Annotated in this window: 16 protein-coding genes; 7 read left to right on the top strand and 9 right to left on the bottom strand. The window is 63.3% G+C overall.

The genetic code is table 11. The features are described from left to right. Positions 1–158: 158 nt before the first annotated feature. Positions 159–1,205 carry a sugar ABC transporter substrate-binding protein gene (locus DSC91_RS20015; RefSeq protein WP_115780536.1) on the bottom strand — a complete coding sequence of 349 codons (1,047 nt, stop codon included), beginning with the start codon at positions 1,203–1,205 and terminating at the stop codon, positions 159–161. 277 nt (positions 1,206–1,482) lie between these two features. Between DSC91_RS20015 and DSC91_RS20010 the strand changes: the two genes are divergently transcribed. The 4 genes from DSC91_RS20010 to DSC91_RS19995 all read left to right on the top strand — a co-directional run bounded on the left by DSC91_RS20010 (position 1,483) and on the right by DSC91_RS19995 (position 4,786). Continuing rightward, positions 1,483–2,364 carry a MurR/RpiR family transcriptional regulator gene (locus DSC91_RS20010; RefSeq protein WP_093647639.1) on the top strand — a complete coding sequence of 294 codons (882 nt, stop codon included), beginning with the start codon at positions 1,483–1,485 and terminating at the stop codon, positions 2,362–2,364. Beyond that, positions 2,357–3,373, top strand: coding sequence for an inositol 2-dehydrogenase (iolG, locus tag DSC91_RS20005; protein ID WP_115780535.1), 1,017 nt, complete (start codon positions 2,357–2,359; stop codon positions 3,371–3,373). Before DSC91_RS20010 ends, iolG begins: the two co-directional genes overlap by 8 nt. Next, positions 3,373–4,422, top strand: coding sequence for a Gfo/Idh/MocA family oxidoreductase (locus tag DSC91_RS20000; RefSeq protein WP_115780534.1), 1,050 nt, complete (start codon positions 3,373–3,375; stop codon positions 4,420–4,422). Before iolG ends, DSC91_RS20000 begins: the two co-directional genes overlap by 1 nt. Positions 4,423–4,558: 136 nt before the next feature. Further along, entirely contained in the window at positions 4,559–4,786 is a 228-nt protein-coding gene (locus DSC91_RS19995) for a sulfurtransferase TusA family protein (protein WP_025600552.1), read from the top strand. 134 nt (positions 4,787–4,920) lie between these two features. On the opposite strand, the gene galU is transcribed toward DSC91_RS19995, so the two are convergent. Both galU and DSC91_RS19985 read right to left on the bottom strand, forming a co-directional pair. Further along, on the bottom strand, positions 4,921–5,802 hold the full coding sequence (gene galU / locus DSC91_RS19990; protein ID WP_115780533.1) for a UTP--glucose-1-phosphate uridylyltransferase GalU: 882 nt from the start codon (positions 5,800–5,802) through the stop codon (positions 4,921–4,923). A 73-nt stretch (positions 5,803–5,875) separates the two neighbouring features. Then, positions 5,876–8,755 (bottom strand): valine--tRNA ligase, encoded by a 2,880-nt coding sequence (locus DSC91_RS19985; RefSeq protein ID WP_115780532.1) that lies wholly within the window; start codon positions 8,753–8,755, stop codon positions 5,876–5,878. 1,118 nt (positions 8,756–9,873) lie between these two features. Between DSC91_RS19985 and DSC91_RS19980 the strand changes: the two genes are divergently transcribed. Both DSC91_RS19980 and DSC91_RS19975 read left to right on the top strand, forming a co-directional pair. Beyond that, positions 9,874–12,225, top strand: a complete 2,352-nt coding sequence (locus DSC91_RS19980) for a UvrD-helicase domain-containing protein (protein ID WP_115783368.1) — start codon at positions 9,874–9,876, stop codon at positions 12,223–12,225. An 11-nt stretch (positions 12,226–12,236) separates the two neighbouring features. Then, complete coding sequence (locus tag DSC91_RS19975) at positions 12,237–13,028, top strand: 5'-methylthioadenosine/adenosylhomocysteine nucleosidase (RefSeq protein ID WP_115783366.1); 792 nt, start codon at positions 12,237–12,239, stop codon at positions 13,026–13,028. A 25-nt stretch (positions 13,029–13,053) separates the two neighbouring features. Here the strand turns inward: DSC91_RS19975 and DSC91_RS19970 are convergent, their stop codons facing one another. Together DSC91_RS19970 and DSC91_RS19965 are read right to left on the bottom strand one after the other, a co-directional pair. Further along, positions 13,054–14,958 (bottom strand): propionate--CoA ligase, encoded by a 1,905-nt coding sequence (locus DSC91_RS19970; protein ID WP_115780531.1) that lies wholly within the window; start codon positions 14,956–14,958, stop codon positions 13,054–13,056. A 198-nt stretch (positions 14,959–15,156) separates the two neighbouring features. Continuing rightward, positions 15,157–16,416 (bottom strand): MFS transporter, encoded by a 1,260-nt coding sequence (locus DSC91_RS19965; RefSeq protein ID WP_115780530.1) that lies wholly within the window; start codon positions 16,414–16,416, stop codon positions 15,157–15,159. A gap of 511 nt (positions 16,417–16,927) precedes the next feature. Here DSC91_RS19965 and DSC91_RS19960 point away from each other — a divergent pair. Then, a complete protein-coding gene (locus DSC91_RS19960) occupies positions 16,928–18,607 on the top strand; it encodes a methyl-accepting chemotaxis protein (protein WP_115780529.1) in 1,680 nt (559 codons plus the stop codon). A gap of 358 nt (positions 18,608–18,965) precedes the next feature. Here DSC91_RS19960 and DSC91_RS19955 read toward each other — a convergent pair whose 3' ends face one another. Genes DSC91_RS19955 through DSC91_RS19940 form a run of 4 tightly spaced genes read right to left on the bottom strand, consistent with a single transcriptional unit; the run spans position 18,966 to position 23,979 of the window. Further along, positions 18,966–19,826, bottom strand: a complete 861-nt coding sequence (locus DSC91_RS19955) for an efflux RND transporter periplasmic adaptor subunit (protein ID WP_115780528.1) — start codon at positions 19,824–19,826, stop codon at positions 18,966–18,968. Between the two features lie 13 nt (positions 19,827–19,839). Next, a complete protein-coding gene (locus tag DSC91_RS19950) occupies positions 19,840–20,040 on the bottom strand; it encodes a DUF1656 domain-containing protein (protein ID WP_106286390.1) in 201 nt (66 codons plus the stop codon). Next, entirely contained in the window at positions 20,030–22,240 is a 2,211-nt protein-coding gene (locus DSC91_RS19945) for an FUSC family protein (RefSeq protein WP_115780527.1), read from the bottom strand. The genes DSC91_RS19950 and DSC91_RS19945 overlap by 11 nt, the downstream gene beginning before the upstream one ends. An 11-nt stretch (positions 22,241–22,251) precedes the next feature. Continuing rightward, positions 22,252–23,979 carry an efflux transporter outer membrane subunit gene (locus tag DSC91_RS19940; RefSeq protein ID WP_115783365.1) on the bottom strand — a complete coding sequence of 576 codons (1,728 nt, stop codon included), beginning with the start codon at positions 23,977–23,979 and terminating at the stop codon, positions 22,252–22,254. Between the last annotated feature and the right edge of the window lie 151 nt (positions 23,980–24,130).

Genomic DNA, 24,130 nt, shown 5'->3' with positions numbered 1-24,130 from the left:
GGTGGGTTGCGGCCGTTGGCGGGCCGCGTGGCGCGTGGTGCACGTAAAACGTGGCGAACGCAGGCGTGGGGCGGCCGGACCGGTCGCGGCCGGCCGCCTCCACCTTCTTCATACCTGCCGGAACGGTTCTCCCGTGTCCGCACTTCCTGCGAAATGCGTTAGCGGTACTGCCCGGCGTACTTCACGACCTTGTCGATATTGGCCTTGGTAATGAAGCCCGGACCGGAACCAATGTTGCGCGGCCCATAGGCAGGCTGCAGGCCGTATTCGGTGAGGCGTTGCTGGAACTTCGGATTCGCCTGCAGGATCTGGCGGATCTTCGCCGGATCGGTGGTGTGCTCCTTTTTCACGATGGCGAGTACGGCGACCGGGATATAGCCTTGCAGGTAGGGTTGCTGGTCGATCGCGAACTGGATCGTGCCGTCCTGGATGCCCTTCGCGATGTCACTGTCGAAGTCGAATGTCGCGAACCAGACCTTGCCGGCGAGGCCCATCTGCTGCAGCGCCTTCATCGTCGGCGCGGCCGAGAGCGGACCGAGGGTGAGCACCGCCTGGGTGTTCGGATGATTGCGCAGATACGCGCTCACTTTCGATTGCACGCCGGTCGGGTCCTGGCCGGCGTCGAGCGTGGAAGACTTGAAGTCGACGCCGATTGCCTCGGCAAAGCCCCGGCAGCGTTCGAACGAAGCCGGGTTGGTCGCGTAGTGGTTGACGCACAGGAACGACTTGATGCCCGCTGCCTTCGCTTTTTGGCCCGCCGCTTTGCCCGCCGCGTATTCAGGCTGGCCGACGTGCATGAGCGCGCCAAGCTGCGAGCTTTGCTCCTCGGTGCCGGAATTGATCGTAACGAGCGGGATGTGTTTCTCGGTGACCTTGGCGATCGCGCTCTTGAGCACGTCGAAGTCGGCGATCGAGACGATCACGCCGTCGTAGTTGCGCGCGGCGGCCTGTTCGACCAGACGCGCCATGTCGGCGATGTCGCCGTTCGGCGGATTGCGGTAGTCGGTCTCGACGTTGAAATCCTCGTCGGCCTGTTTGATGGCGTTCTTGATGGTGTTCCACCACGAATCCGAATCCGGCGCGTGGCTGATCAGCACGAAGTGAGCGTCAGCCGCGCGGGCGGCCGATGCCGCACCGAATCCCGTCGCCAACGTCAATGCCGTCACCAGAATCCTGAGCGTAGCCTTGCTCTTGCAAAGTCCCATTGTCTCCACCTTTCTCAGTCTGTCGTTATTGAAGGGAGCGTCTGGCGGGCGGCCTTCCGATTGCGTGCGTTGCGGCAGACGTCGGCCGATGCACCATCGCTCACGATCAAGATTAGGCGATCTTCCGAAGCGTTGCAATGAAAATTTCATGACAAATAAAAATGGAAAATACATTCCATTTGATGGGGCGGCTGCCTATAATCGGCAGCGTCAGGATGACGTGCGTGGCGTGCCGCAAGCGCCTTCTGCACTGCAATAAAGCGACGAAGAGAGAGCCATGGCAGAAGAGAGCACCGAAGATTTGCCGAGCGTCGAAGAATTGATGCAGCGCATCGCGGAAAACTACGAGGCGTTGCCGCGTCAATTGAAGAATGTCGCGACCTATATCGAGCAGCATCGCTCGAGCGTGATGGTGGATCGCACGAGCGATATCGCCGCGAGCTGCGGCGTGCATCCGTCGGCGGTGGTGCGCTTTGCGCAGCGTTTCGGTTTTTCCGGATTCTCCGATCTGCAGGCGGTGTTTCGTCAGGCGTACACGGGGCAGGGCACGTCCTCGCCGAGCTATCAGCAGCGGATTCGCAAGCTGATCGACGAGAAGCCCGGTGCGTTGTCAGGCGGCTCGGTGGCGCGCGAATTTATCGCGGCCTCGCGCGGCGGTCTCGAAGAACTCGAAGCCGGCCTCGACGACCAGCAGTTCGACGCCGCCGTGAAGATGCTGCAGCAGGCCGACAACATCTATGTGATCGGCGTGCGGCGCTCGTTTCCCGTGGCGAGCTATATCGTCTACGCGTTGCAGCACACCCCCAAGCGCGTGCATCTGGTGTCCGGTTTCGGCGGCATGTACCGCGAGCAGATTCGCAGCGTGAAGAAGAGCGACGTGGTGATCGCGATCAGCTTCGCGCCGTATGGCAAGGAAACGCAGTACTGCCTGCGCGTGGCGCACCATCATCAGGCAAAGACACTGGTTATTACGGATAGCCAACTATCTCCGCTGGCGCGCTACGCCACCACCCAACTGTATGTGAAAGAGGGCAGCGCGTTCGCGTTCCGCTCGCTGACCAGCACGATCTGTTTGTGCCAGGCGTTGTTCATCGCGCTCGCGTACAAGCTTGAACTGAACGTAGAAGAATCCAAAGAGACTGGAGGATACGATGACTGAGGCGGTAAAGACGATCGACGTAGCGGTATTCGGCGCGGGACGTATCGGCAAGATTCACGCCGCGAATCTGGCGCGGCAGCCGGGCGTGCGGCTCAAATACGTGGTCGATGTGAATCGCGAGGCGGCCGCGGCGCTCGCCGCCGAGCACGGCGCGCAGGTTGCGGATATCGACGGTGCGATGGGCGATGCGTCGATCGGCGCGACAGTGATCTGTTCGAGCACGGACACGCACGCGGATCTGATCATGAAATCGGCCGCGCAGAAGAAACATGTGTTTTGCGAGAAGCCGGTCGATCTGACTTTGGAGCGCGCGCGGGCCTGCGCCGAAGCGGTGGAGCACGCGGGTGTGGTGTGCATGATCGGCTTTCAGCGCCGCTTCGACCCGACCTTTTCCGCGCTGAAAGCGCGCATCGACGCGGGCGAAATCGGCACGCCGGAAATGCTGGTGGTGACGAGCCGCGATCCGGGCGCACCGCCGGTCGAGTACATCAAGCATTCGGGCGGCATCTTCAAGGACATGCTGATTCACGACTTCGACATCTTCCGCTGGATTCTCGACGACGAAGCCGACACGCTGCACGCCACGGGGAGTTGTCTTGCGGATCCCGCGATTGCCGAAGCGGGCGATATCGATTCGACCGCGGTCACGATCCGCACGAAGCAGGGCCGCCTGTGCCAGATCAACACCGCGCGGCGTGCGGCCTATGGGTACGACCAGCGTTTCGAAGTGCTCGGCAGCACCGGCATGCTGCAAGCCGGCAACGTGCGGCCCACCGAGGTCACCGCGTATTCGAAAACCGAAGTGTCGAGCGACGTGCCCGAGGCGTTTTTCCTCGAACGGTATCGCGCGGCGTACGCACTGGAAATCGCCCATTTCTTCGATGCGGTCATCCATGGCAAGCGTGTGCGAACCACCGTGGCGGACGGCCTGAAAGCGCTCGAACTCGCCGAAGCGGCCACGCGTTCGTGGCGTGAGGGTCGCGCGGTCAAACTCGGGGAGGCTTCGTGATGACGGCGACTTCGTCTGGGGGTGGGCGGCTCCGTCTGGGTGTCGTCGGCCTGGGGCGGCTGGGCAAGCGGCACGCGGAGAATCTGGCGTATCGCGTGCCGGGGGCGTCGCTCGTGGCTGCTTGCAGTCCGTTGGAAGAGGAACGGGCATGGGCGCGCGAGGCGTTGCCCGAACCGCGTCTTTACGACAACTATGCGGACCTGCTCGCCGATCGCGACGTTGACGCGGTGTGGCTCGTCACGCCGTCGTCCTTGCATGCGCAGCAGATTGTCGATGCATTGCGCGCCGGCAAACATGTGTTTTGCGAGAAGCCGCTGTCGCTGGACCTCGCCGAATGCGAGCGCGTACTGGCCGAGGCCGCGCGTTATCCGCATCTGCAGGCCACCATCGGCTTCATGCGGCGTTTCGATCCGAGCTACAAGGATGCGTTCGACAAGATCGAAGCCGGCAAGATCGGCCGACCGTTTCTGGTGCGCTCGCAAACCACCGATCAGAACGACACCGACGGCTTCTTCGTGCGTTTCGCGGCGACCTCCGGCGGCATCTTTCTCGACTGCACGGTGCACGACATCGACGTCGCGCGCTGGCTGCTCGGCAAGCCGCGCGCCAAACGCGTGTTTGCGGCGGGCGCGGTCGCGCTGCACGAAGGGCTGCGGGAGTTCGGCGACGTCGACAACGGTGTGGCGATCTGCGAATTCGAGGATGGCAAGCTCGCGATGTTCTATGCATCGCGCACGCAGGCACATGGCAACGACACGCACAGCGAAGTGATCGGCACCGCCGGCGCGCTGGCGATTGGCCACAATCCGCGGGCGAATCGCGTCGAGATCTACGATGCCACGGGCATCCGCAACGAATGCACGCCGACCTTCTTCGATCGGTTCGAGGATGCGTTTTTGCACGAGGCGCGCGCCTTCGTTGCAGCGGTGCAGGGCGGCGCGGCATCGAACGCGCAAGCAGGCGCCACGCTGGCCGATGCGCTCGAGGCGACGCGGATCGGCATGGCGTTGCGGCAGTCGCTACAGACGGGAGAGGCCGTCACGTTGTAGTGCCAGGACGCCGCCGGATTGCGATAAGCGACATGACAGCGTCACGTCCGGCGGCTAAACGACGTCTGCGGTAGAATTTGACCCTCTGTCCGGCGTCGCGTACGACGCCTCATCCCGAAGGTCATCGTCGATGCAAATTCAGGTTCACAAGGAAGTCGATGCGCGCGGACTGATGTGCCCGCTGCCCATTTTGCGCGCCAAGAAGGCGCTTGCCGACATGGAAAGCGGCCAGATTCTCAAGGTGTTGGCTACCGATCCGGGCTCGCAGCGCGATTTCGCCGCGTTCGCCAAGCAAACCGGCAACGAAATCGTCGAAAGCTCGGCGCATGACAAGGTCTTTACCTTTTTGATGAAGCGCCGTTGAGGCACAAACCGCTGAAGCACGAACAAAAAGGCGCTGTGCCCGCGAATGCGGGACACAGCGCCTTTTTTATGTCTGACTGATGCCTATTGCGAGAGGCTAACAGCGCAAGGGATTCTGCGCGGCTGTCCAGTTGCTCAGCCTTCCAGCACCGGCGAACGGGTACGCAGATATTCTTCGAAATCGGCGGCCACTTCCGGGTGACGCAGCGCGAACTCGACCGTCGCCTTCAGATAACCCAGCTTGCTGCCGCAGTCGAAACGCGTGCCGTGGTACTTGTACGCCAGCACCTGTTCATCGGCCAGCAGCGACTGAATTGCGTCCGTCAGCTGCAATTCGCCGCCCGCGCCCGGCTTTAGCGCGCGCAGATGTTCGAAGATCCGCGGCTTCAGCACGTAGCGGCCCACCACGCCGAGATTCGACGGCGCCACGCTCGGCTCCGGCTTCTCGACGATGCCCGACATCTTGATGATCGAGTCTTCCCACTCCTTGCCGTCGACGATGCCGTACGACTTGGTTTCCTGAGCGGGAATCTCTTCGACGCCGATCACCGAGCTGTGATAGTGGTCGAACACCTCGATCATCTGCGTCATCACGGGCGGCTTGCCGTACAGCAAGTCGTCCGCGAGGATGACGGCAAACGGGTTGTCGCCCACCAGTTTTTCGGCGCACATCACCGCGTGACCGAGGCCCAGCGCTTCCGGCTGACGCACGTAGAAGCAGTCGACATGGCTCGGCTTGATGCTGCGCACCAGTTCCAGCAGCTTGTCCTTGCCGCGCGCCTCGAGTTCCGCCTCGATTTCATACGACTTATCGAAATGGTCCTCGATCGCGCGCTTGCTGCGGCCCGTGACGAAGATCATTTCGGTGATGCCGGCTGCCATGGCCTCTTCCACCGCGTATTGAATCAGCGGCTTGTCGACGATCGGCAGCATCTCCTTCGGGCTCGCCTTCGTGGCAGGGAGGAACCGGGTGCCAAGACCTGCTACCGGAAAAACCGCTTTTGTAACTTTTAGCATGTGATTACCCTGAATCCTCTGGTTTAGCTTTTGCGCCGTGTCGGCCCGCCATGGGGCGGACACGGAACGTCGATCAGGCCGGCAAACGGGCCAGTTGGGCTTTCAGCTTGCCGATAGTGGTTTCGAATTCTGCCAGCCTTTTCTGCTCCTGCTCAACGACTGCGGGTGGTGCCTTTGCAACAAAACTTTCGTTTTGCAATTTTGCATTGCATTTGGTGACTTCGGTGGCAAGCCGCGCGATTTCCTTCGACAGACGCTCGCGTTCCACAGCGACATCGATTTCCACCTTCAGCACAAGCTTGTCTGTTCCTACGATAGCAATTGGCGCGCCATCCGCCTGCGCATCCAGCGTTGCCTCGTCGGCAATGATCTGCACCTCCGACAAACGAGCCAATGCCTGAGCATACGGCGCGAAGGTGGAGAGGCGCTCCGCGTTGCCGGTCGCGAGCAACGGCACCTTGACCGCCGGCGACAGATTCATTTCGCCACGCAGATTCCGGCACGCATCGATCACGGCTTTCAGGTCGGCTGCCCATTGCTCCGCGTCTTCGTCGATCTTCGACGGTTCTGCAACGGGGTAAGGCTGCACCATGATGGACGCTTCGCCCTCGGCTTTGCCTGCGGGATAACGCTCAGCCAATGGTGCAACTTTTTGCCACAGCGCTTCGGTGATGAACGGAATCACCGGATGCGCGAGGCGCAACACCGTCTCGAGCACGCGCAGCAGCGTGCGGCGCGTTGCGCGCTGCTGGTTCGGCTGACCCGTCTGGATCTGAACCTTGGCGAGTTCGAGATACCAGTCACAGTATTCGTCCCATACGAACTTGTATAGGGCGTTGGCCACATTGTCAAAACGATAGTCGGCGAAGCCCTTGGCGATTTCCGCTTCCACGCGCTGCAGGCGCGAAACGATCCAGCGGTCGGCTGCCGAGAAATTCAGGTGGCCGTCCGGGCCGCACTCGCCGCATTGCTCGGGCTTGCCGAACCCGCAATCGTGACCTTCGCAGTTCATCAGCACGAAACGGGTGGCATTCCACAGCTTGTTGCAGAAGTTGCGATAGCCTTCGCAGCGCGCCAGATCGAAGTTGACGTTGCGGCCCAGCGTGGCCATCGACGCCATCGTGAAGCGCAGCGCGTCCGTGCCGAAGGCCGGAATGCCGTCCGGGAATTCCTTGCGGGTTTTCTTTTCGATCGACGCAGCCTGCTTCGGATTCATCAGGCCGGTGGTGCGCTTGGCGACCAGCGCGTCGAGCGCGATGCCGTCGACGATGTCGATCGGGTCGAGCGTGTTGCCCTTGCTCTTCGACATCTTCTGGCCTTCGGCGTCGCGCACGAGACCGTGCACGTAGACCGTGTCGAACGGCACTTTGCCCGTGAAGTGCGTGGTCATCATGACCATGCGCGCGACCCAGAAGAAGATGATGTCGAAGCCGGTGACCAGCACCGACGAAGGCATGAAGTGCTTCAGCTCCGGCGTTTCGGCAGGCCAGCCGAGCGACGAGAACGGCACCAGCGCCGACGAGAACCAGGTGTCGAGCACGTCTTCGTCGCGCTTGAGCGGGCCCGTGTAACCGGCCTCGGCGGCCTTCTCGCGCGCGCTTTCTTCCGTCTTGGCGACGAAGATTTCGCCGTTTTCGCCGTACCACGCCGGGATCTGATGGCCCCACCAGAGTTGGCGCGAAATACACCAGTCCTGGATGTTTTCGAGCCACTGGTAATACGTGGTGCTCCAGTTTTCCGGCACGAATCTGATTTCGCCGCTGCGAACCACGTCGAGCGCCGTTTCCGCGATCGACTTGCCCGGATTGAAGGTGCCTTCCGGCGCCGGCTTGCTCATCGCGACGAACCATTGGTCCGTCAGCATCGGCTCGATGACGACGCCCGTGCGGTCGCCGCGCGGCACCATCAGCTTGTGCGGCTTGACCGATTCGAGCGCGCCGAGCGCCTCGAGGTCGAGCACGACCTGCTTGCGCGCTTCGAAGCGATCGAGACCGCGATAATTCTCGGGCGCGTTGTCGTTGATTTTCGCGTTCAGCGTGAGGATTTCGATCATCGGCAGCTTGTGGCGCAGGCCGACCTGATAATCGTTGAAATCGTGCGCGGGCGTGACCTTGACCACGCCGGTGCCGAATTCGCGGTCGACGTAGTCGTCGGCGATGATCGGGACTTCGCGGCCGGAGAGCGGCAGCGTGACCGTCTTGCCGATCAGGTGCGCATAGCGTTCGTCTTCCGGATGGACCATCACCGCGGTGTCGCCGAGCATGGTTTCCGGGCGAGTCGTGGCGACCGTCAGATGGCCCGAGCCGTCCGTGAGCGGATACTGGATGTGCCAGAGGTGGCCGTTTTCTTCTTCGCTGACCACTTCGAGATCGGAGACGGCGGTGAGCAGCACCGGATCCCAGTTCACGAGGCGCTTGCCGCGGTAGATCAGGCCTTGTTCATACAGGCGTACGAACACGTCGCGCACGGCGGCCGACATTTTGTCGTCCATCGTGAAGTACTCGCGCGACCAGTCGATCGACGCGCCCAGGCGGCGCACCTGATTCGTGATGGTCGAGCCGGATTCCTGCTTCCATTCCCAGACGCGCTCGGTGAATTTTTCGCGGCCGAGGTCATGACGGGAGATGCCTTTCGCATCCAGTTGCCGTTCGACGACGATTTGCGTGGCGATGCCCGCGTGGTCCGTGCCCGGCACCCAGAGGGTGTTTTCGCCGAGCATGCGGTGATAGCGTGCGAGGCCGTCCATGATCGTCTGGTTGAACGCGTGGCCCATGTGCAGGGTGCCCGTGACGTTCGGCGGCGGCAACTGGATCGAGAAGTCTTTCCTGTTCTCGTCGAAGGTGGCTGCCGCGTAGGCGCGCTTTTCCCATTCCGGGCCCCAGTGGGCCTCGATGGTGTGGGGCTCGAAGCTTTTGGCAAGCGTGGAGGTCGGGTCGCTCGGGGTCTCGCTCATTTCTATCCGTCTGCTGGTGGATGCAAAGAATGTTCGATTATAAGCGGCGCTGCGGGTGGGGGGCTTTGGGGTGGGTTTTTGCCTGCGGCGCTTCGGTTGGTTGTGTGCCTGCGGCGGTGGGCTTTCCTTGGTCTGGGTTTGGTGCCCTTTCTTGAATTGTTTGCCCGCGCGGCGCTTTTGTCAGTGTTCTTATTGCTTTGGTCTTTCCTTGAATTGTTAGTGGTCTATTAGCGTCGCCCCTGTGCGGGGCAGGCACTTACTTCTCTTTGCCGCCGCAAAGAGAAGTAAGCAAGAGAAAGCGGCTCAAACCGCTAATGCTAAGTGGGGTCCGTGGTTTGCCGCGGGTAGTGGTACATCTGGAATCCGGGTTCGTGCCCCTGCATGCGCTAGTGACAAGGGCGTCATATTTCCGGCGGCGCTGCGCGCGCCGAAGAGTGCTTCATAGAACCACCCGCTACGTTTCAGCACTCGCGTCTCACCACCCCAGATCGTAGCTCGTCATTGCACCGCAACCGCAACCGCAACCGCAACCGCAACCGCAACCGCAACCGCAACCGCAACCGCAACCGCAACCGCAACCGCAGTTGTCACTGTGCCCTTGATTGCGGCACACCGACATTTCATATGAAGAGGGGTTCCGGGGCGAGTGCGAGGGCGCGTCGCCGAGGCGAAGCCGACGGCCTCCCCAGCGCCTAACCGAAGCCCGTGGTTTCCCATGCGGCCCCGTCCGCGACGCACGCAGTGCGGAGTGGGAGCTGATGAGCCCTTTGTCACTAACGCCTGAGGGTGCGAGGGCCCGGATTCCACGGAGCCACTACCACTTGCAGGCCACGGTGCCCACTTAGCATTAGCGGTTTGAGCCGCTTTCTCTTGCTTACTTCTCTTTGCGGCGGCAAAGAGAAGTAAGTGCCTGCCCCGCACAGGGGCGACGCTAATAGACCACTAACAATTCAAGGAAAGGCCAAAGCCATAAGAACACTGACAAAAAGCGCTACGCGGGCAAACAAAGCAAGGAAAGCCCACCGCCGCAGGCAAACAGACAACAACCGCCCCGCAGGCAAAAAACCCCAACCCCGGAGGGGCATATAATGTCGAACGCACTTGCCGCCTCCCAAAAAATGCCCGATCTGCTAGCCAATCTAAACCCCGAACAACACGCCGCCGTCACGCTCCCCAACGAGCCTGCGCTCATCCTTGCCGGCGCGGGCAGCGGCAAAACCCGCGTCCTCATCACGCGGATCGCATGGCTCATCCAGCATGGTCTGGCGTCGCCCGCCACGGTCCTGGCCGTGACCTTCACCAACAAAGCCGCCCGCGAAATGATGGCGCGCCTGCAGGCGCTCCTGCCCATCGACACGCGTGGCATGTGGATCGGCACCTTCCACGGCCTGTGCAACCGCATGCTGCGCGCGCATCATCGCGATGCCGGTCTGCCGGCCACCTTCCAGATCCTCGATACCGCGGACCAGCTCTCCGCGATCAAGCGTCTGATGAAGGGCCTTAACATAGACGACGAAAAGTACCCGGCGAAAAATCTCCAGTACTTCATCAACAATTCCAAGGAACAGGGCCTGCGCCCGAAAGACGTCGACGCCACCGACAACTTCAACCGCAAGTTCGTGGAGCTCTACGAAGCCTACGAACAGCAGTGCCAGCGCGAAGGCGTCGTCGATTTTCCGGAGCTGCTGCTGCGCTGTTTCGAATTGCTCGCGCACAACCCGCCGCTGCGCGCCCACTATCAGGCGCGCTTCAGGCATATCCTCGTCGACGAGTTTCAGGACACCAACAAGCTGCAATACGCGTGGCTGAAATTGCTGGCCGGTCAGACTAACTCGATCTTCGCGGTCGGCGACGACGACCAGTCGATCTACGCGTTCCGGGGGGCGAACGTCGGCAACATGCGCGACTTCGAACACGAGTTCAATGTCCGGCACATGATCAAGCTCGAGCAGAACTATCGTTCGCATGGCCATATTCTCGACGCGGCCAATCAGCTGATCGCCAACAACTCGCGGCGTCTGGGCAAGAATCTGCGGACCGACGCGGGGCACGGCGAACCGGTGCGCGTCTACGAGTCCGCCACGGATACGCAGGAAGCCGGCTGGATCGTCGAGGAAATCAAGGCGCTGATCAGCACCGGCACGTCGCGCAGCGAAGTCGCGATCCTGTATCGCAGCAACGCGCAGTCGCGCACGATCGAACACACGCTGGTCAATGCGGGCATCGCGTACCGCGTGTACGGCGGTCTGCGCTTTTTCGAGCGTCAGGAAGTCAAGCACGCGCTCGCCTATCTGCGCCTGATCGACAATCCGAACGACGACACCGCATTCGCCCGCGTCGTCAATTTCCCCACGCGCGGCATCGGCGCGCGCTCGATCGAACAACTCGCGGACGCGGCGCGTCTGTACAACTGCTCGATGGCCGCGGCGATTCCGTATGTCGCCGGTAAGGCAGGGTCGAGCCTCGCGAGTTTCGCGAACCTGATCGGCAGGATGCGCGCGGAAACGCAGCAGATGAGCCTGCCGGAAACAGTCGAATACGTGGTCCGCACGAGCGGCCTCACGGAGTTCTATCAGAACGAACGCGAGGGCCAGGACCGGCTGGAGAACTTGCAGGAACTGGTCAACGCGGCCGCTGCTTTCGTCAGCGAGGAAGGCTACGGCATGGATACGCCGGCGCGCTCGATTCCGCTGCGCCCGGGTGCGACCACGGCGCCCGAGCTGGCGGTCGCCACCGACGATCCGAATACCGTCGTGCTGGACGCGCCCGGCATCGCCGATCCGGCGCAAAACCCGGACACGATGACGCCGCTCGCCGGTTTCCTGTCGCACGCCTCGCTGGAAGCGGGCGACAACCAGGCGCAAGCCGGCCAGGAAGCCGTGCAACTGATGACGGTGCACGCGGCCAAGGGCCTCGAGTTCACGGCGGTGTTCATCACCGGACTCGAAGAAGGGCTGTTTCCGCATGAAAACAGCGCGATGGAGTCGGATGGCCTGGAAGAGGAGCGGCGCCTGATGTACGTGGCGATCACGCGGGCCAAGGAGCGTTTGTATCTGTCGTTTGCGCAGAGCCGGATGCTGCACGGCCAGACGCGCTACAACATCCGCTCGCGTTTCTTCGACGAACTGCCGCAGGAAACGCTCAAGTGGCTCACGCCGAAGGTGGAGGCGGGCGCGCGGTGGGGCGGCCGCTCCGACAACGCGGGCTACGGTCGCGACTGGTTCGCGCGGCCTGGCTACACGGGCGCTTCGTCGTCCACGCCGGCGCCGTTGCCGGCCTTCGCGAACGAACAGCGCGCGGCTGAAACGGGTTTTCGCGTCGGCCAGCAGGTGTTCCACACCAAGTTCGGGGAAGGCACGATCACGGCGCTGGAAGGCGGCGGCACGGATGCCAAGGCCCAGGTCAAATTCAAGCGGCACGGCGAGAAATGGCTCGCGCTTGCGGTCGCCAAACTACAGGCGGTCGAATGAGCACGAACGGCATGAATCCAAACTCCGGCGGCGCGCCGCTCGCGCGTCGTCCGCTTGGCATTCTGGCGGCCTTGCCGCAAGAGCTCGGCGATCTGATCGAAGCGATGCGCGCCGAATCCGGCGTGCGCACGGTCACGCATGGTCAGCGTGACTATCATCTCGGCACCGTGCACGGCGCACCTTGCGTCGTGACGCTGGCGCGCGTCGGCAAGGTCGCGGCGTCCGCCACTGTCAGCGCCCTGATCCATGCGTTCGATGTCGAAGCGGTCGTATTCACGGGTGTCGCCGGTGGCGTGGGGGCGGAAGTGCGGGTCGGCGATATCGTCGTCGCCAACGCGCTGATGCAGCACGATCTCGACGCGTCGCCGCTCTTTCCGCGCTTCGAGGTGCCGTTGCTCGGCGTCTCGCGTTTCACCGCGGATGCGGCGCTCGCCGATCAACTCGCCGCCGCGTGCGAGCGTTTTGTCGCTGAAGAGGGCGTGGCGTCGGCGGCGCGCTTCGGCACGCGCGAGCCGCGTGTCCATCGCGGCCTGATCATCAGCGGCGATCAGTTCGTGGCGAGTGCGACGGGCGTCAAGGCTCTGCGCGACGCGCTGCCGGATGCGCTCGCGGTGGAGATGGAAGGGGCGGCGATCGCGCAGGTCTGTTACGAGTATGGCGTGCCGTGCGCCGTCGTGCGGACCATTTCGGATACGGCGGATGACCACGCGCCCGCGTCCTTCGCCTCCTTTCTGACGGAGATCGCGGGGACATATTCGAACGCGGTCCTGAAGCGGTTTTTAGAGGCGCGTAGCGCGGGTTGAATTGCGCTGACCGGTGAATCGGCCGCTATCCCTTCCCGGAATCCCCCAGCGCCTCCCGCACTTGCTGCAAAGCCGCCGGGTCCTCGATCGTCGGCAGATCGCCCGGTTCGCGTCCCTCGGCCAGCGCCGCGATCGCGCGGCGCAGCAGCTTGCCGGAGCGGGTCTTCGGCAGCATCGACACGACCACCACGCGCGCCGGCCGCGCAATCGCGCCGAGCTGGCGGTCGACCGTCGTGGTGAGTTCGGCCTCCAGCTTCGCCCGCGCCTTGTCGTCCGCGTAGGCCTGCGCGTCGCGCAGCACCACGAATGCCATTGCCGTCTGCCCCTTCAGCGCATCCGTTACGCCGACCACCGCGACTTCCGCGACCGCCGCGTGGCTCGACAACGCTTCCTCTATCTCGCGCGTGCCGAGCCGATGGCCGGCCACGTTGATCACGTCGTCGGTACGCCCGAGGATCGTTACGTAGCCGTCTTCATCCTGAATGCCCCAGTCGAAAGTCGAGTAGGCCTGCTGGTTCGGAATGCTCGACCAGTACGTGCTGACAAAACGCTTGTCGTCGCCCCACACCGTCGACATGCAGCCCGGCGGCAGCGGATAACCCAGCGTGAGCACGCCTTTTTCTCCCGGCGGGCAGGGCTCGCCCGTCAGTTCGTTGCGCAAGGTCAGATTGAAGCCGGCCGACGGCACGCCCGGCGAGCCGAGCTTGGTGGGCAGCGCGTCGACGCCGCGCGGAATCGCCAGCATCGGCCAGCCGGTTTCGGTTTGCCAGTAGTTGTCGATCACGGGTTTGCCGAGCGCGTCGGCGATCCATGTGGCGGTCGGTTCGTCGAGCGGCTCGCCGGCGAGGAACAGCGCGCGCAGGCTCGACAGATCCGCTTTCTTCAGCAGCGCCGGGTCCTGCTTTTTCAGCACGCGCAAGGCGGTCGGCGCGGTGAACATCAGATTGATCTTGTGCTGTTCGACGAGACGCCACCAGATGCCGCCGTCCGGACGAATCGGCGTGCCTTCATACATCACGGTCGTGAGTCCTGCGATCAGCGGCGCATAGACGATGTAGCTGTGGCCGACCACCCAGCCGACGTCCGACGCGGTGAACATCGTGTCGCCGGCCTTGCCCTGAAAGATATGTTCCATCGATGCCGCCAGCGCCACCGCATAGCCGCCGACGTCGCGTTGCACGCCCTTCGGCTTGCCGGTGGTGCCCGACGTGTACAGCACATACGAAGGTTCGTTCGATTCGAGCCATTCGCACGGCACATGCGCATCGAAAAACTGTTCGCGCAACGGCTCGTAGGCGACGAGGTAGCTCGCGTTCAGGCGCTCGGGGGCGAGTTGCCGGTCGATCAACAGCACGTGCGGCGTCTTGTGGGTCGCGCGTGCGAGCGCTTCGTCCACCAGCGGGGTGTAGTCGATTACTTTGCCGCCGCGCGCGCCGGCGTCGGCGGTGACGATCAGCACGGGTTTGGCATCGTCGATGCGAGCCGCCAGGTTGGGGGCCGCGAAGCCGCCGAACACCACCGAGTGAATCGCGCCGAGCCGCGCGCAAGCGAGCATCGCGAACAGCGCTTCCGGGATCATCGGCAGATAGAGCAGCACGACGTCGCCGCGCTTGACGCCGAGCGAGCGCATCACCGCGGCCATGCGGTTGATTTCCGCGTACAGCTCGGCGTAGGTGTAGCGCCGCTCGATGCCGGTTTCCGTCGATACGTACACCAGCGCGTTCTGCTGCGCACGCTCGGCCAGATGCCGGTCCACCGCGTTGTGGCAAAGATTCGTGCGGCCGCCGACGAACCAGCGCGCGAACGGCGGATTCGAGCGGTCGAGCACGGTATCGAACGGCGTTTGCCAATGAATCCGCTGCGCCTCGTCACGCCAGAACGCTTCGGGTTGCTCGATGGAACGGCGGTGGAAGTCGCGGTAGGTGGTCATCGGCGGCGATCCTTCTGCTGCGGGAGTGAACGGAAGGCGAGTCGTGCGGCTGTCGGGCGTGGCGAGAGAACAGCACGTACGTCCGCACAAGCATAGTGCAGGCGTGGCTGCGCGGACAACGCGGGTTCACCATGAGCGGGGGCGCAAGAAAAAAGGCGCCGCGGCGCCCTTTTCCTCATTCGCATCTGGAGCCGCGCATCACGCTTTCGCGCGCTTGCCTTCGACATCCGGCAGAAACACTGTCAACAGGCCGATCAGCGGCAGGAACGAGCAGACCTTGTACACATAGGCGATGCTGGTGGCGTCGGCCAACTGTCCGAGCACGGCGGCGCCGATCCCGCCCATCCCGAACGCGAGACCGAAGAAGAGGCCCGCGATCATCCCCACCTTGCCGGGGATCAGTTCCTGCGCATAGACGAGGATCGCCGAGAACGCCGAAGCCAGCACGATGCCGATGATCACCGTCAGCACGCCGGTCCAGAACAGGTTGGCGTACGGCAGCAGCAGCGTGAACGGCGCGACGCCGAGGATCGACACCCAGATCACATACTTGCGGCCGATCCGGTCGCCGATCGGGCCGCCGATCACCGTGCCTGCCGCGACCGCCGCGAGGAACACGAACAGGTGGACCTGCGCGGCTTGCACGGGCAGGTGGAACTTGTCGATCAGATAGAACGTGAAGTAGCTGTTGATGCTGGCGAGGTAGAAGTACTTCGAGAACACCAGCAGCATCAGCACGCCCATCGCGAACATGACCTGCCTGCTCGACAGGGTCGCGTGACCGGCCTGGCTGCGCGCCTTCTTCACGGCGGGATGCTGCTTGTACCAGCGGCCGATTTGCGTGAGCACGACGATCGCAACCAGCGCCGCCACCGAGAACCACGCGATGCTGCGCTGGCCGTGCGGAATCACGATCAACGCCGCGAGCAGCGGCCCGAGCGACGAACCCGCATTGCCGCCCACCTGGAACAGCGATTGCGCGAGGCCATGCCGGCCGCCCGAGGCCATGCGCGCCACCCGCGACGATTCCGGATGGAACACCGACGAGCCACAGCCGACCAGCGCCGCCGCGACCAGCAGCACGCCGAAACTCGGCGCCACCGACATCAGCAGCAGGCCGGCGAGCGTGAAGCCCATGCCGACGGGCAGCGAATACGGCTTCGGATGCTTGTCGGTATAGCTGCCGACGAGCGGTTGCAGCAGCGACGCGGTGATCTGGTAGGTCAGCGTAATCAGGCCGATCTGTCCGAACGACAACGAAAAATTGTCTTTCAGCATCGGGTAGATCGCCAGGATCAACGACTGGATCATGTCGTTGAGCAGATGCGAAAAGCTGATCGCACCCAGCACGGAGTAGACCGTGCGCTGAACCTTGGCGGCCGGCTGTGCGGCTGTGGCGGGACTGGCGGGAGAGGCTGAGGCGCCGGCGAGGGCGCTTTTGTCGAGGCTCGTTTCCATACGCTAGATGAGAGAGGAGATGGGGTGAAAGGTCACGATTTCAGGCTGCCGGCGCGTCGTCGTTCTTCAGGTTCACGTGCTGTTCCGACTGGTGTGGCATTTCGACGCTGCGCCGGGCGTTGTCAGCTATTTGTCGAAGTTTAATGTGGCTCGCACGAATTGTAAGGACAAGTTTTGTCGAGAATCGGACACGCATGGTGCTTTCCATGCCTCATGAATGGGCGGAGATCCGGTGCGATATGCACCGCGGCGGTGCTCGTGTCAAGCGTGTTGCACATGTCCGTGCGCCGCCGGCACGTCGTCTGATAAATGCGGTTCGGGGATTTTTGGCCATGTATAAAACGGTCGCGGGCGCGAAGCTTACAAAGCGGCGCGTCAAGGACCGGGCGCGACAATCGGCATCAGGCGAGCGGCGTTAAAGATCGCGGACGCTTATGCCGTAGACCCGGAGAGATAAGTATTAATGCCGGAACCGACCTTTCCGGCAGTTCGACACGTGGGGACGAGGAATATGAAAGCAGTTTCGCTGGGTGGCCAGACGGGCGCGGGGTTCGTACCGGATGGGGAAGCGGCGGGCAAGCCGTCGCCGTCGCGTGGACCGGGAAGCCGCTCGCGTGCCGTGCGGCTCAAGGGCTTGTCGGTGAAGGCGACGTTGCGGCTCGCGTTTGCCGTGCTGCTGATCGGCACGCTCGTGATCGGCGTGTTTTCGCTGACCCAGATCAGCCGCCTCAACACCTCCGCACAATCGATCTACGACCAGGGCCACGTGGCGAGCCGCGCTGCCGAAGAGGCGCGCGGCCACATGCTGCGCGCAAGCCGAGCGCAAAAGATGCTGCTGACCGCGACTACGGCCAAGGAGCGCGACGATCTCGGCGGCGACATCGACAAGGGGCTGAACGGTCTCGCCAGGGAACTCGGCACGCTGCAACAGTACGTCGACACATCCGACGCGAAGGCGGTCGACCAGCAGAAGAAATTCGCCGCTGCCGTCGCGGTGTGGAGCGCTCACCTGCGTGACTTCGTGACTCTCGTGAAAGCACAGCCGCTCGATCTTTCGCAGATGAACTGGCAGGTCGGCACCCAGGACGTTTCGTTGCTGGTCGAGACCGGCAAGCTCGAAAAGCTCGTCGACGAACTCGTCGCGCAGCGCGGCACAGCCGCGAAGGCGACCATCGAGGCATCGGGTTTCATCTTCCATTCGTCGTTCGTGATGATCGCCGTGATGACGGTCGGGCTGATCGCGTTGGCGTTCGGCATCAGCGAATGGGTGGTGCGGCGCCTCGCCGGCCAGCTCGGCGGCGAACCGGCGTACGCAAAGGAGATTGCCAGCCGGATTGCGGCGGGCGATCTGTCGAATCAGATCGCGTTGGGCCGCAAGGACAAGTCGAGCATGCTGTACGCGCTGCACGACATGCAAAGCGGCCTTGCGACGACGGTCTCCGACATTGCGTCCAGCGCGGACGCGATTGCGACGGCGTCGGGCGAAATTTCGATGGGCAACCTCGATCTGTCGCAGCGCACCGAGCAACAGGCGATGGCGCTCGAGCGTACCGCGAGCAGCATGGAGCAGTTGACCTCGACGGTTCGGCAGAACGCCGACAACGCGAAGCAGGCGAGCACGCTGGCCAACAATGCATCGGAGATTGCCGAGAAGGGCGGCGACGTGGTGAGCCGCGTGGTCGCGACGATGAACGAGATCAACGACAGCGCGCGGAGCATTGGCGACATCATTGGCGTGATCGAAGGGATTGCATTCCAGACCAACATTCTGGCGCTGAACGCGGCGGTGGAAGCCGCACGAGCCGGCGAGGAAGGGCGCGGTTTCTCGGTGGTCGCCGCGGAAGTGCGCAATCTCGCCCAGCGCAGCGCGGCTGCCGCGAAGGAGATCAAGGGGTTGATCAGTACCTCGGTGGAGCGCGTGAGCAACGGCTCGACGTTGGCCCAGGATGCTGGCCAGACGATGGATGAAGTGGTGAAGGCGGTGAAGCGCGTGACCGACATCATGGGCGAGATTTCGGCCGCGTCGTCCGAGCAGAGCGCGGGGATCGAGGAGATCAATCTTGCGGTGACGCAGATGGATTCCGGCACGCAGCAGAACGCGGCGTTGGTGGAACAGGCAACAGCCGCCGCCCGCTCCCTGGACGACCAGGCCCGCGGCCTGAAACAGATGGTTGGAAAGTTCAGGCTATAAAGCGGCAGGTTTCGTACCCGATGCCTCGGGTACGAAACCCTGGAAACGAAACCCTTGGTTTCCCAGGCAGACCCGTCCGCGACGCACGTAGTGCGGAGTGGGAGCTAATGACGCCTTTGTCACAAGCGCATGCAGGAGCGCGAGCACGGATTCCAGATGCACCACTACCCTGTGCAAACTACGGTTCCCACTTAGCAAGATCGGTGTGAGCCGCTTTCTTTGCTTATCTTTCTTTGCGGCGGCAAAGAAAGTAAGTGCCTGCCCCGCACAGGGGCGAACGCTAATAGACCACTAGCGATTCAAGGAAAGGCCACCAAACCCAGAAACACGACCAAAAAGCGCCGCGAAGGCAACCACCTCAGCTTGGCTGAACAACAACAGTACAAGTAATCCCAGCAGCAAGCACAACCCCCTCAGGCACAGAATCAATCCTAACCCTCACAGGCACACGCTGCGCCAACCGAACCCAATTAAAAGTAGGATTCACATCAGCCAGCAGCTCACGGCTTTCCGGATTATCCCGATCATAAATCCCTCGAGAAATGCTCTCGACATGCCCCTGAAGCGTACCGCCACTCATCAACCGAACTTCGGCTTTATCGCCGACCCGAACATGAGGCAGCTTGGTCTCCTCAAAATACCCATAGACCCAGAACGAATGGCTATCGACAATAGCGAGCTTGGCTGAGCCAGCAGTCGCATAATCGCCGCGAAACACATTGAGGTTAGTGACATACCCATCCACCGGCGCCACAACCCGAGTGCGTTCGAGATTCAACTTCGCGGCATCGAGCGCAGCCAGCGCCTGCTGATACGAAGCCTCAGCAGCCGACGCAGTATGAGTCGCATTTTCGCGGCTCTCCTTGGACACCACCAAGGCATCCATATCCGCGCGCCGCTCGGCATCGTCCCGCTTCATCTGCAGCTCAGCCTTACGCGCGGCAACAGCAGCCTGAGCCTGCTCAACAGCAATCTGATAGTGCGAAGGATCGATCTGCATCAACAGATCGCCCTTCTTCACCAGTTGATTGTCCTTAACAGGCAAATCCACAACCGCACCGGAAACATCAGGCGCCACATTCACAATCTCGGCGCGCACGCGCCCGTCACGTGTCCACGGTTCATCCATGTAATGAACCCACAACACGCGCCCAATCAAAATCGCGACGACAAAGATAATGGCTGTCGCGACGAAGCCAACGATATTTCGAATGGTCATGTTTCGACTCTGATCAACGATAAACGGCGAGACCCAGCACGCCGCACACACACACGAGCAAGCTGGCCCGGAACAAGGACGGATGCCATACCACGCGATACAGGCCCGTATAGGCAATCACGCGGTCCAACATCCAGGTAAGCGCGGCGCCCGCGATAAACAGCAGCACAATGGCCGGCACGTAGGCGTCGAAAACAGCGATATCACGTGGCATGACGAACTCCTTCTGACGCACCGGCACGTCCGCTCATCAGCGGTTCAAGCGGCGATTGCGGATCGAGCAGCGCGGTACGAATGAAATGCAGTTGACTCAGAATGCGTTGCAGCTGATGCCGTTCCTCGCGCGGCGGCGTGAAGGTGGCCAGCATCAGCTGAACCGCGGCGATGGCGTCGGTGGTCGCCGCCAGCGCGCGGTCGAAGCGGTCCGAGCGCGGCCGCTCGAACAGCGCGGTCACCGCATCGCGCATCGCGCGCAATGTGACGCGCCACGGCATCGTCTGCGCGTAGCGTGCGTCGCGGGGCAGCGTCGCGACTTCGCGGCGCAAGTCGATCATTGCGTTGCCCACTTCGAGCACCGAGAAGAGCCAGCGCAAGGTGTCGCGTTTGAGCTCGGGTTCGTTCGGCGCGAGCGCGTTGATCTGGAACATCAGATCGCGGGCGCCGCTCTCGAAGCGCGAACGCACCCGGCGCATGCCCGCACGGCTCGCCAGCGCCACCTGACGGCGCAGGTCGACCAGCAGGCGGTTGCGCAGCCACGGCGTCGAGGGCGGCAGCAGCACGGCAAAGGCAATCGCGCACACCAGCATCGACAGCACCAGCGCAATCGCATCGTTGATGGTGCCGCTCGGGTCGTAATGAATCAGGTTGTCTGGACCGGCGAGGAAACAGAAGAAGATGCAGTAGCCGACACCGTAGCCGGCCAGCGCGGGCCGCGTCGTCATGAACACGCCGAGCAGCAGGAACGGCGTGAGCGTGGCGCACAGCAGCGGAAAGCCGTCGATGTGCGGATACACGCCGTACACAGCGATCATCCCCATCACCGAAGCGACCAGCGTGCCGCCGGCCATCTGGAACGCCGTGCGCTTCGGATTCGGCGACGACGACGCCAGCGCGCACACCGCCGCCGCGTTCAGCGTCAAGGTCGAGCCGCTCGGCCACGCGGTCGCGATCCAGAACGCGCCGAGCACCGCCATGACGATGGCCGCGCGCAAGCCGGCGACGCCCGCCGCAATGCCATTCGTCTTCGGTTCGTAACGCTCGATCCAGCGCTCGCGTTCGTGCGTGTCGACGGCAAGCGATGCATAGGTGGCCGCGTACGCGTGCAGATCGTCGATGAAGCGGTACAGCAATTCGGCGCCGGTGTCGAAGTCGAGCAGCGGTGCGTCGGGCTGCGGTTCCAGTGCGGCGCGTGTCGCGCGCACCCGCTTGGGCAGCGCTGCTTTGTACGCGTCGAGTTGCGCGGCGGCGTGGGCGGCGTCCGCGGCGCTCAACACCGGTTCGCCGGATTTCGCGAGCAGCGGGGCGATTTCCTTGAAGTACGGTTCGAGGGCTTCGACCGCGACCATGGCGCCACTCGTGTGCGCATCGCGCAGCCGGTTCATCAACTGATGCAGCGCGTGAAAGCGCGTCGAGGCGGTCATGAACTCGCTGTTCAGACGGGCGAGACGGCCGCCACGCATCCGCGAATCGGGTCCCTCGAACACGGCGACACTGCGCTCGGCTTCGAAACCGACGATGTCGGCGACGAAGCGCGCATTGGTCGCCTCGATCTGCGCGCGGTCGTTGCGGCCGGCCAACGAGGCCGACACGTACTCGACGAACGCCGAGAAACGCGCCCGCACGGTGCCGCGCATCTGCAGGCCGGCGAACTGCGGAAACACCAGCCCGCTGACCGCGCCCGCGCAGACGATGCCGACCACCACTTCGGCCACCCGCGTGAGCGCGCTGAGAAACGCGCCGTCCGGATGCTGCGAAGCGGGAATGCCGATCAGCGCGGCGGTATAGCCGGCCAGCACGAAACCGTACGACTTGAAGTTGCGATTGCGCGCGGCGCCGGCAGTGCAGATGCCGACCCAGATCGCGGTCGTGACGAGGAACAGTTCCGGCTGCTGCGCGAACAGGCCGATCAACGCGAGCATCACGACGAGGCCGACCAGCGTGCCGCAGATCCGGTAGAAGCTCTTGGCGAACACCATTCCGCTTTGCGGCTGCATCACGATGAACACGGTGGTCATCGCGGTGCGCGGCTGCGGCAGGTCGAGTTTCATGGCGATGCCGAGCGCGAGGAAGCAGGCGGCGAGCGCTTTGAACAGATAGACCCACGTGAGGCCGTCGGTGCGCGCCCAGTCGGCGGCGGCCGAGCAGAGCGCGGCGAACGAAGCAGGGCGCGAGGCGGGAGAGGGCGAGGCTGACATGGCCGGATTCCTTATTCAGCCGTGGCCGCGTCGGCGGACGGAGGGGCTGCAGTCGCCGCGGCGCTCATGCCGGTTCCGTTCGCACGTCTTGCAGTTGCGGGAAACGGCTTTGCCGCAGAGGAGGCCGGGCTTTGCGCGTGTGCTGTGGCGGCAGCGGACGCTGTGTTATCCACGTGGCTCGCCGAATCGGTCTGCGTCGGTGCGTCCGAAAGCCTGGTCGCGGAGATCGCCTTCGTCGCCACCGCTTTGCCCTTCCCATGCGCCGGCAACGTCTCGTTCGCCTGCGGACCGTTGCCCGGTTCGTCGAGTCCGCCACCCAGGGCCGTGACCAGCGACGCGTGCGCGGCGAGGCGCTCGGCCTGAATCTTCGCGACGCCTTCCTGCGCGCGCAGCAACTGGTTTTGCGCGACCAGCACGTTCAGATAGTCGGTCAAACCGCGCCGATAGCCTTCCCGCGCGAGGTCGTAGTTCTTGCGCGCCGCCGCGACCGAACGGTCGGTGTCCTGCGCCTGGGTCGCGAGCGAACGGATCCGGATCACCTGGTCGGAGATGTCCTTCAGCGCGCCGACGATCGACTGGTTATAGCGATCGACCGCCTCGTCGTAGCCTGCCGACGCTGCGCCGAGTTGCGAGCGCAGACGCCCGCCGTCGAAGATCGGCAGCGACAGCGCCGGACCCGCGCTCCAGCTATGCGACGGGTCCTTCAGGAACTGGAACAGCGGCCCCATTGCGGCGTATCCGCCAATCGACGCCAGCAGGTTGATGTCCGGATAGAAGCTGGCCTTGGCGACGTCGATGCCGCGCGCTTGCGCCGCGACCGTCCAGCGCGCCGCCACCACGTCCGGCCGATGGCCGATCAGATCCGCCGGCAGCGCGCCCGGCAGACTGGCGGGCGCGTTGTCGAGCGAGAGCGTCGGACGCTGGATCGCATCGCCCGCGCCCGGACCCTTGCCGGCCAGTGCCGCCAATTGATTGCGGCCCAAGGCGATTTTTTCCTCGAGCGCATCGATCTGGCGTTCGTATTCCGGCATCGGCGTTTCGGCCTGGCTCACTTCGAGCTGGGTGCCGATGCCGCCTTTCAGCCGCCGGTTCGCCAGGTCGACGATCTGCTGCTGTTGCTGCAGGGTGGATTTGGCGATATCGAGCAGCGCGTAGTTCATCGACAGCTCGATGTACGTGCGCACCACGTTGCCTTCCAGTTCGAGCTGGGCGGCGCGGAAATCCGCCGCGCTTGCATGGGCGGCGTCGAGCGCGCGCTCGGCGGCGTTCTTGTCCTTGCCCCAGAGGTCGAGGTTGTACGACAGGCCCAGCGTGCCGGTGTTGTTCCACGACTGCTCGCCCGCCAGCGGGCCGGGGCCGTAATAGAGGTTGTCGGCCCATTTCTGCCGCTGGATCGACAGGCTGCCGTTTACTTGCGGCGACAGCGCCGAACGGGCAACGCCCGCCATCGAGACGGCTTCGCGCACGCGCGCCTGGGCGATCGCGAGACTCGGATTGCCCGCCTGCGCGGCTTCGATCCACGCATCGAGTTGCGGGTCGTTATAGGCACGCCACCAGTCGGCGGCCGGCCATTGGGCGTCCGCATTGGCGGCCCGGATGGCGTTGCCTGCGTCGAGCGAAGAGGGCTCGATTCCGCGGTCCTGCGGCGCGATGCCTCCGGTACTGGCACAGCCGGCGATTGTTAATAGGATCGTAAGAACCGCGGCTGCGGCGACCCCTTTCTGTACCGGAGACTGCACGATTTCCTCCAAATTTGGCTATAGAAGCATGTGCGTCATTATATTTTTTGATTGATTGGGGAATAACGGGTAAAGATGCAAGGGATTTTTACGCGATATGAGATAATCGCCTTTGCGAATCGTGTAACAATCGCTACCGATCAACGGCAAC

It is taken from the genome of Paraburkholderia caffeinilytica, from assembly GCF_003368325.1.
Taxonomy (GTDB): domain Bacteria; phylum Pseudomonadota; class Gammaproteobacteria; order Burkholderiales; family Burkholderiaceae; genus Paraburkholderia; species Paraburkholderia caffeinilytica.
Note: the sequence above shows the minus strand (reverse complement) of the source record. Positions and strands in the feature narration are given on the sequence as shown.

Coding starts and splice junctions, on each gene's coding strand:
- DSC91_RS19980 (WP_115783368.1), top strand. CDS start 9,874: ATGCCCGATCTGCTAGCCAATCTAAACCCCGAACAACACGCCGCCGTC.
- DSC91_RS19975 (WP_115783366.1), top strand. CDS start 12,237: ATGAATCCAAACTCCGGCGGCGCGCCGCTCGCGCGTCGTCCGCTTGGC.
- DSC91_RS20015 (WP_115780536.1), bottom strand. CDS start 1,205: ATGGGACTTTGCAAGAGCAAGGCTACGCTCAGGATTCTGGTGACGGCA.
- DSC91_RS20000 (WP_115780534.1), top strand. CDS start 3,373: ATGACGGCGACTTCGTCTGGGGGTGGGCGGCTCCGTCTGGGTGTCGTC.
- DSC91_RS19985 (WP_115780532.1), bottom strand. CDS start 8,755: ATGAGCGAGACCCCGAGCGACCCGACCTCCACGCTTGCCAAAAGCTTC.
- DSC91_RS19955 (WP_115780528.1), bottom strand. CDS start 19,826: ATGACCATTCGAAATATCGTTGGCTTCGTCGCGACAGCCATTATCTTT.
- iolG (WP_115780535.1), top strand. CDS start 2,357: ATGACTGAGGCGGTAAAGACGATCGACGTAGCGGTATTCGGCGCGGGA.
- DSC91_RS19965 (WP_115780530.1), bottom strand. CDS start 16,416: ATGGAAACGAGCCTCGACAAAAGCGCCCTCGCCGGCGCCTCAGCCTCT.
- DSC91_RS19950 (WP_106286390.1), bottom strand. CDS start 20,040: ATGCCACGTGATATCGCTGTTTTCGACGCCTACGTGCCGGCCATTGTG.
- DSC91_RS19970 (WP_115780531.1), bottom strand. CDS start 14,958: ATGACCACCTACCGCGACTTCCACCGCCGTTCCATCGAGCAACCCGAA.
- DSC91_RS20010 (WP_093647639.1), top strand. CDS start 1,483: ATGGCAGAAGAGAGCACCGAAGATTTGCCGAGCGTCGAAGAATTGATG.
- DSC91_RS19960 (WP_115780529.1), top strand. CDS start 16,928: ATGAAAGCAGTTTCGCTGGGTGGCCAGACGGGCGCGGGGTTCGTACCG.
- DSC91_RS19945 (WP_115780527.1), bottom strand. CDS start 22,240: ATGTCAGCCTCGCCCTCTCCCGCCTCGCGCCCTGCTTCGTTCGCCGCG.
- galU (WP_115780533.1), bottom strand. CDS start 5,802: ATGCTAAAAGTTACAAAAGCGGTTTTTCCGGTAGCAGGTCTTGGCACC.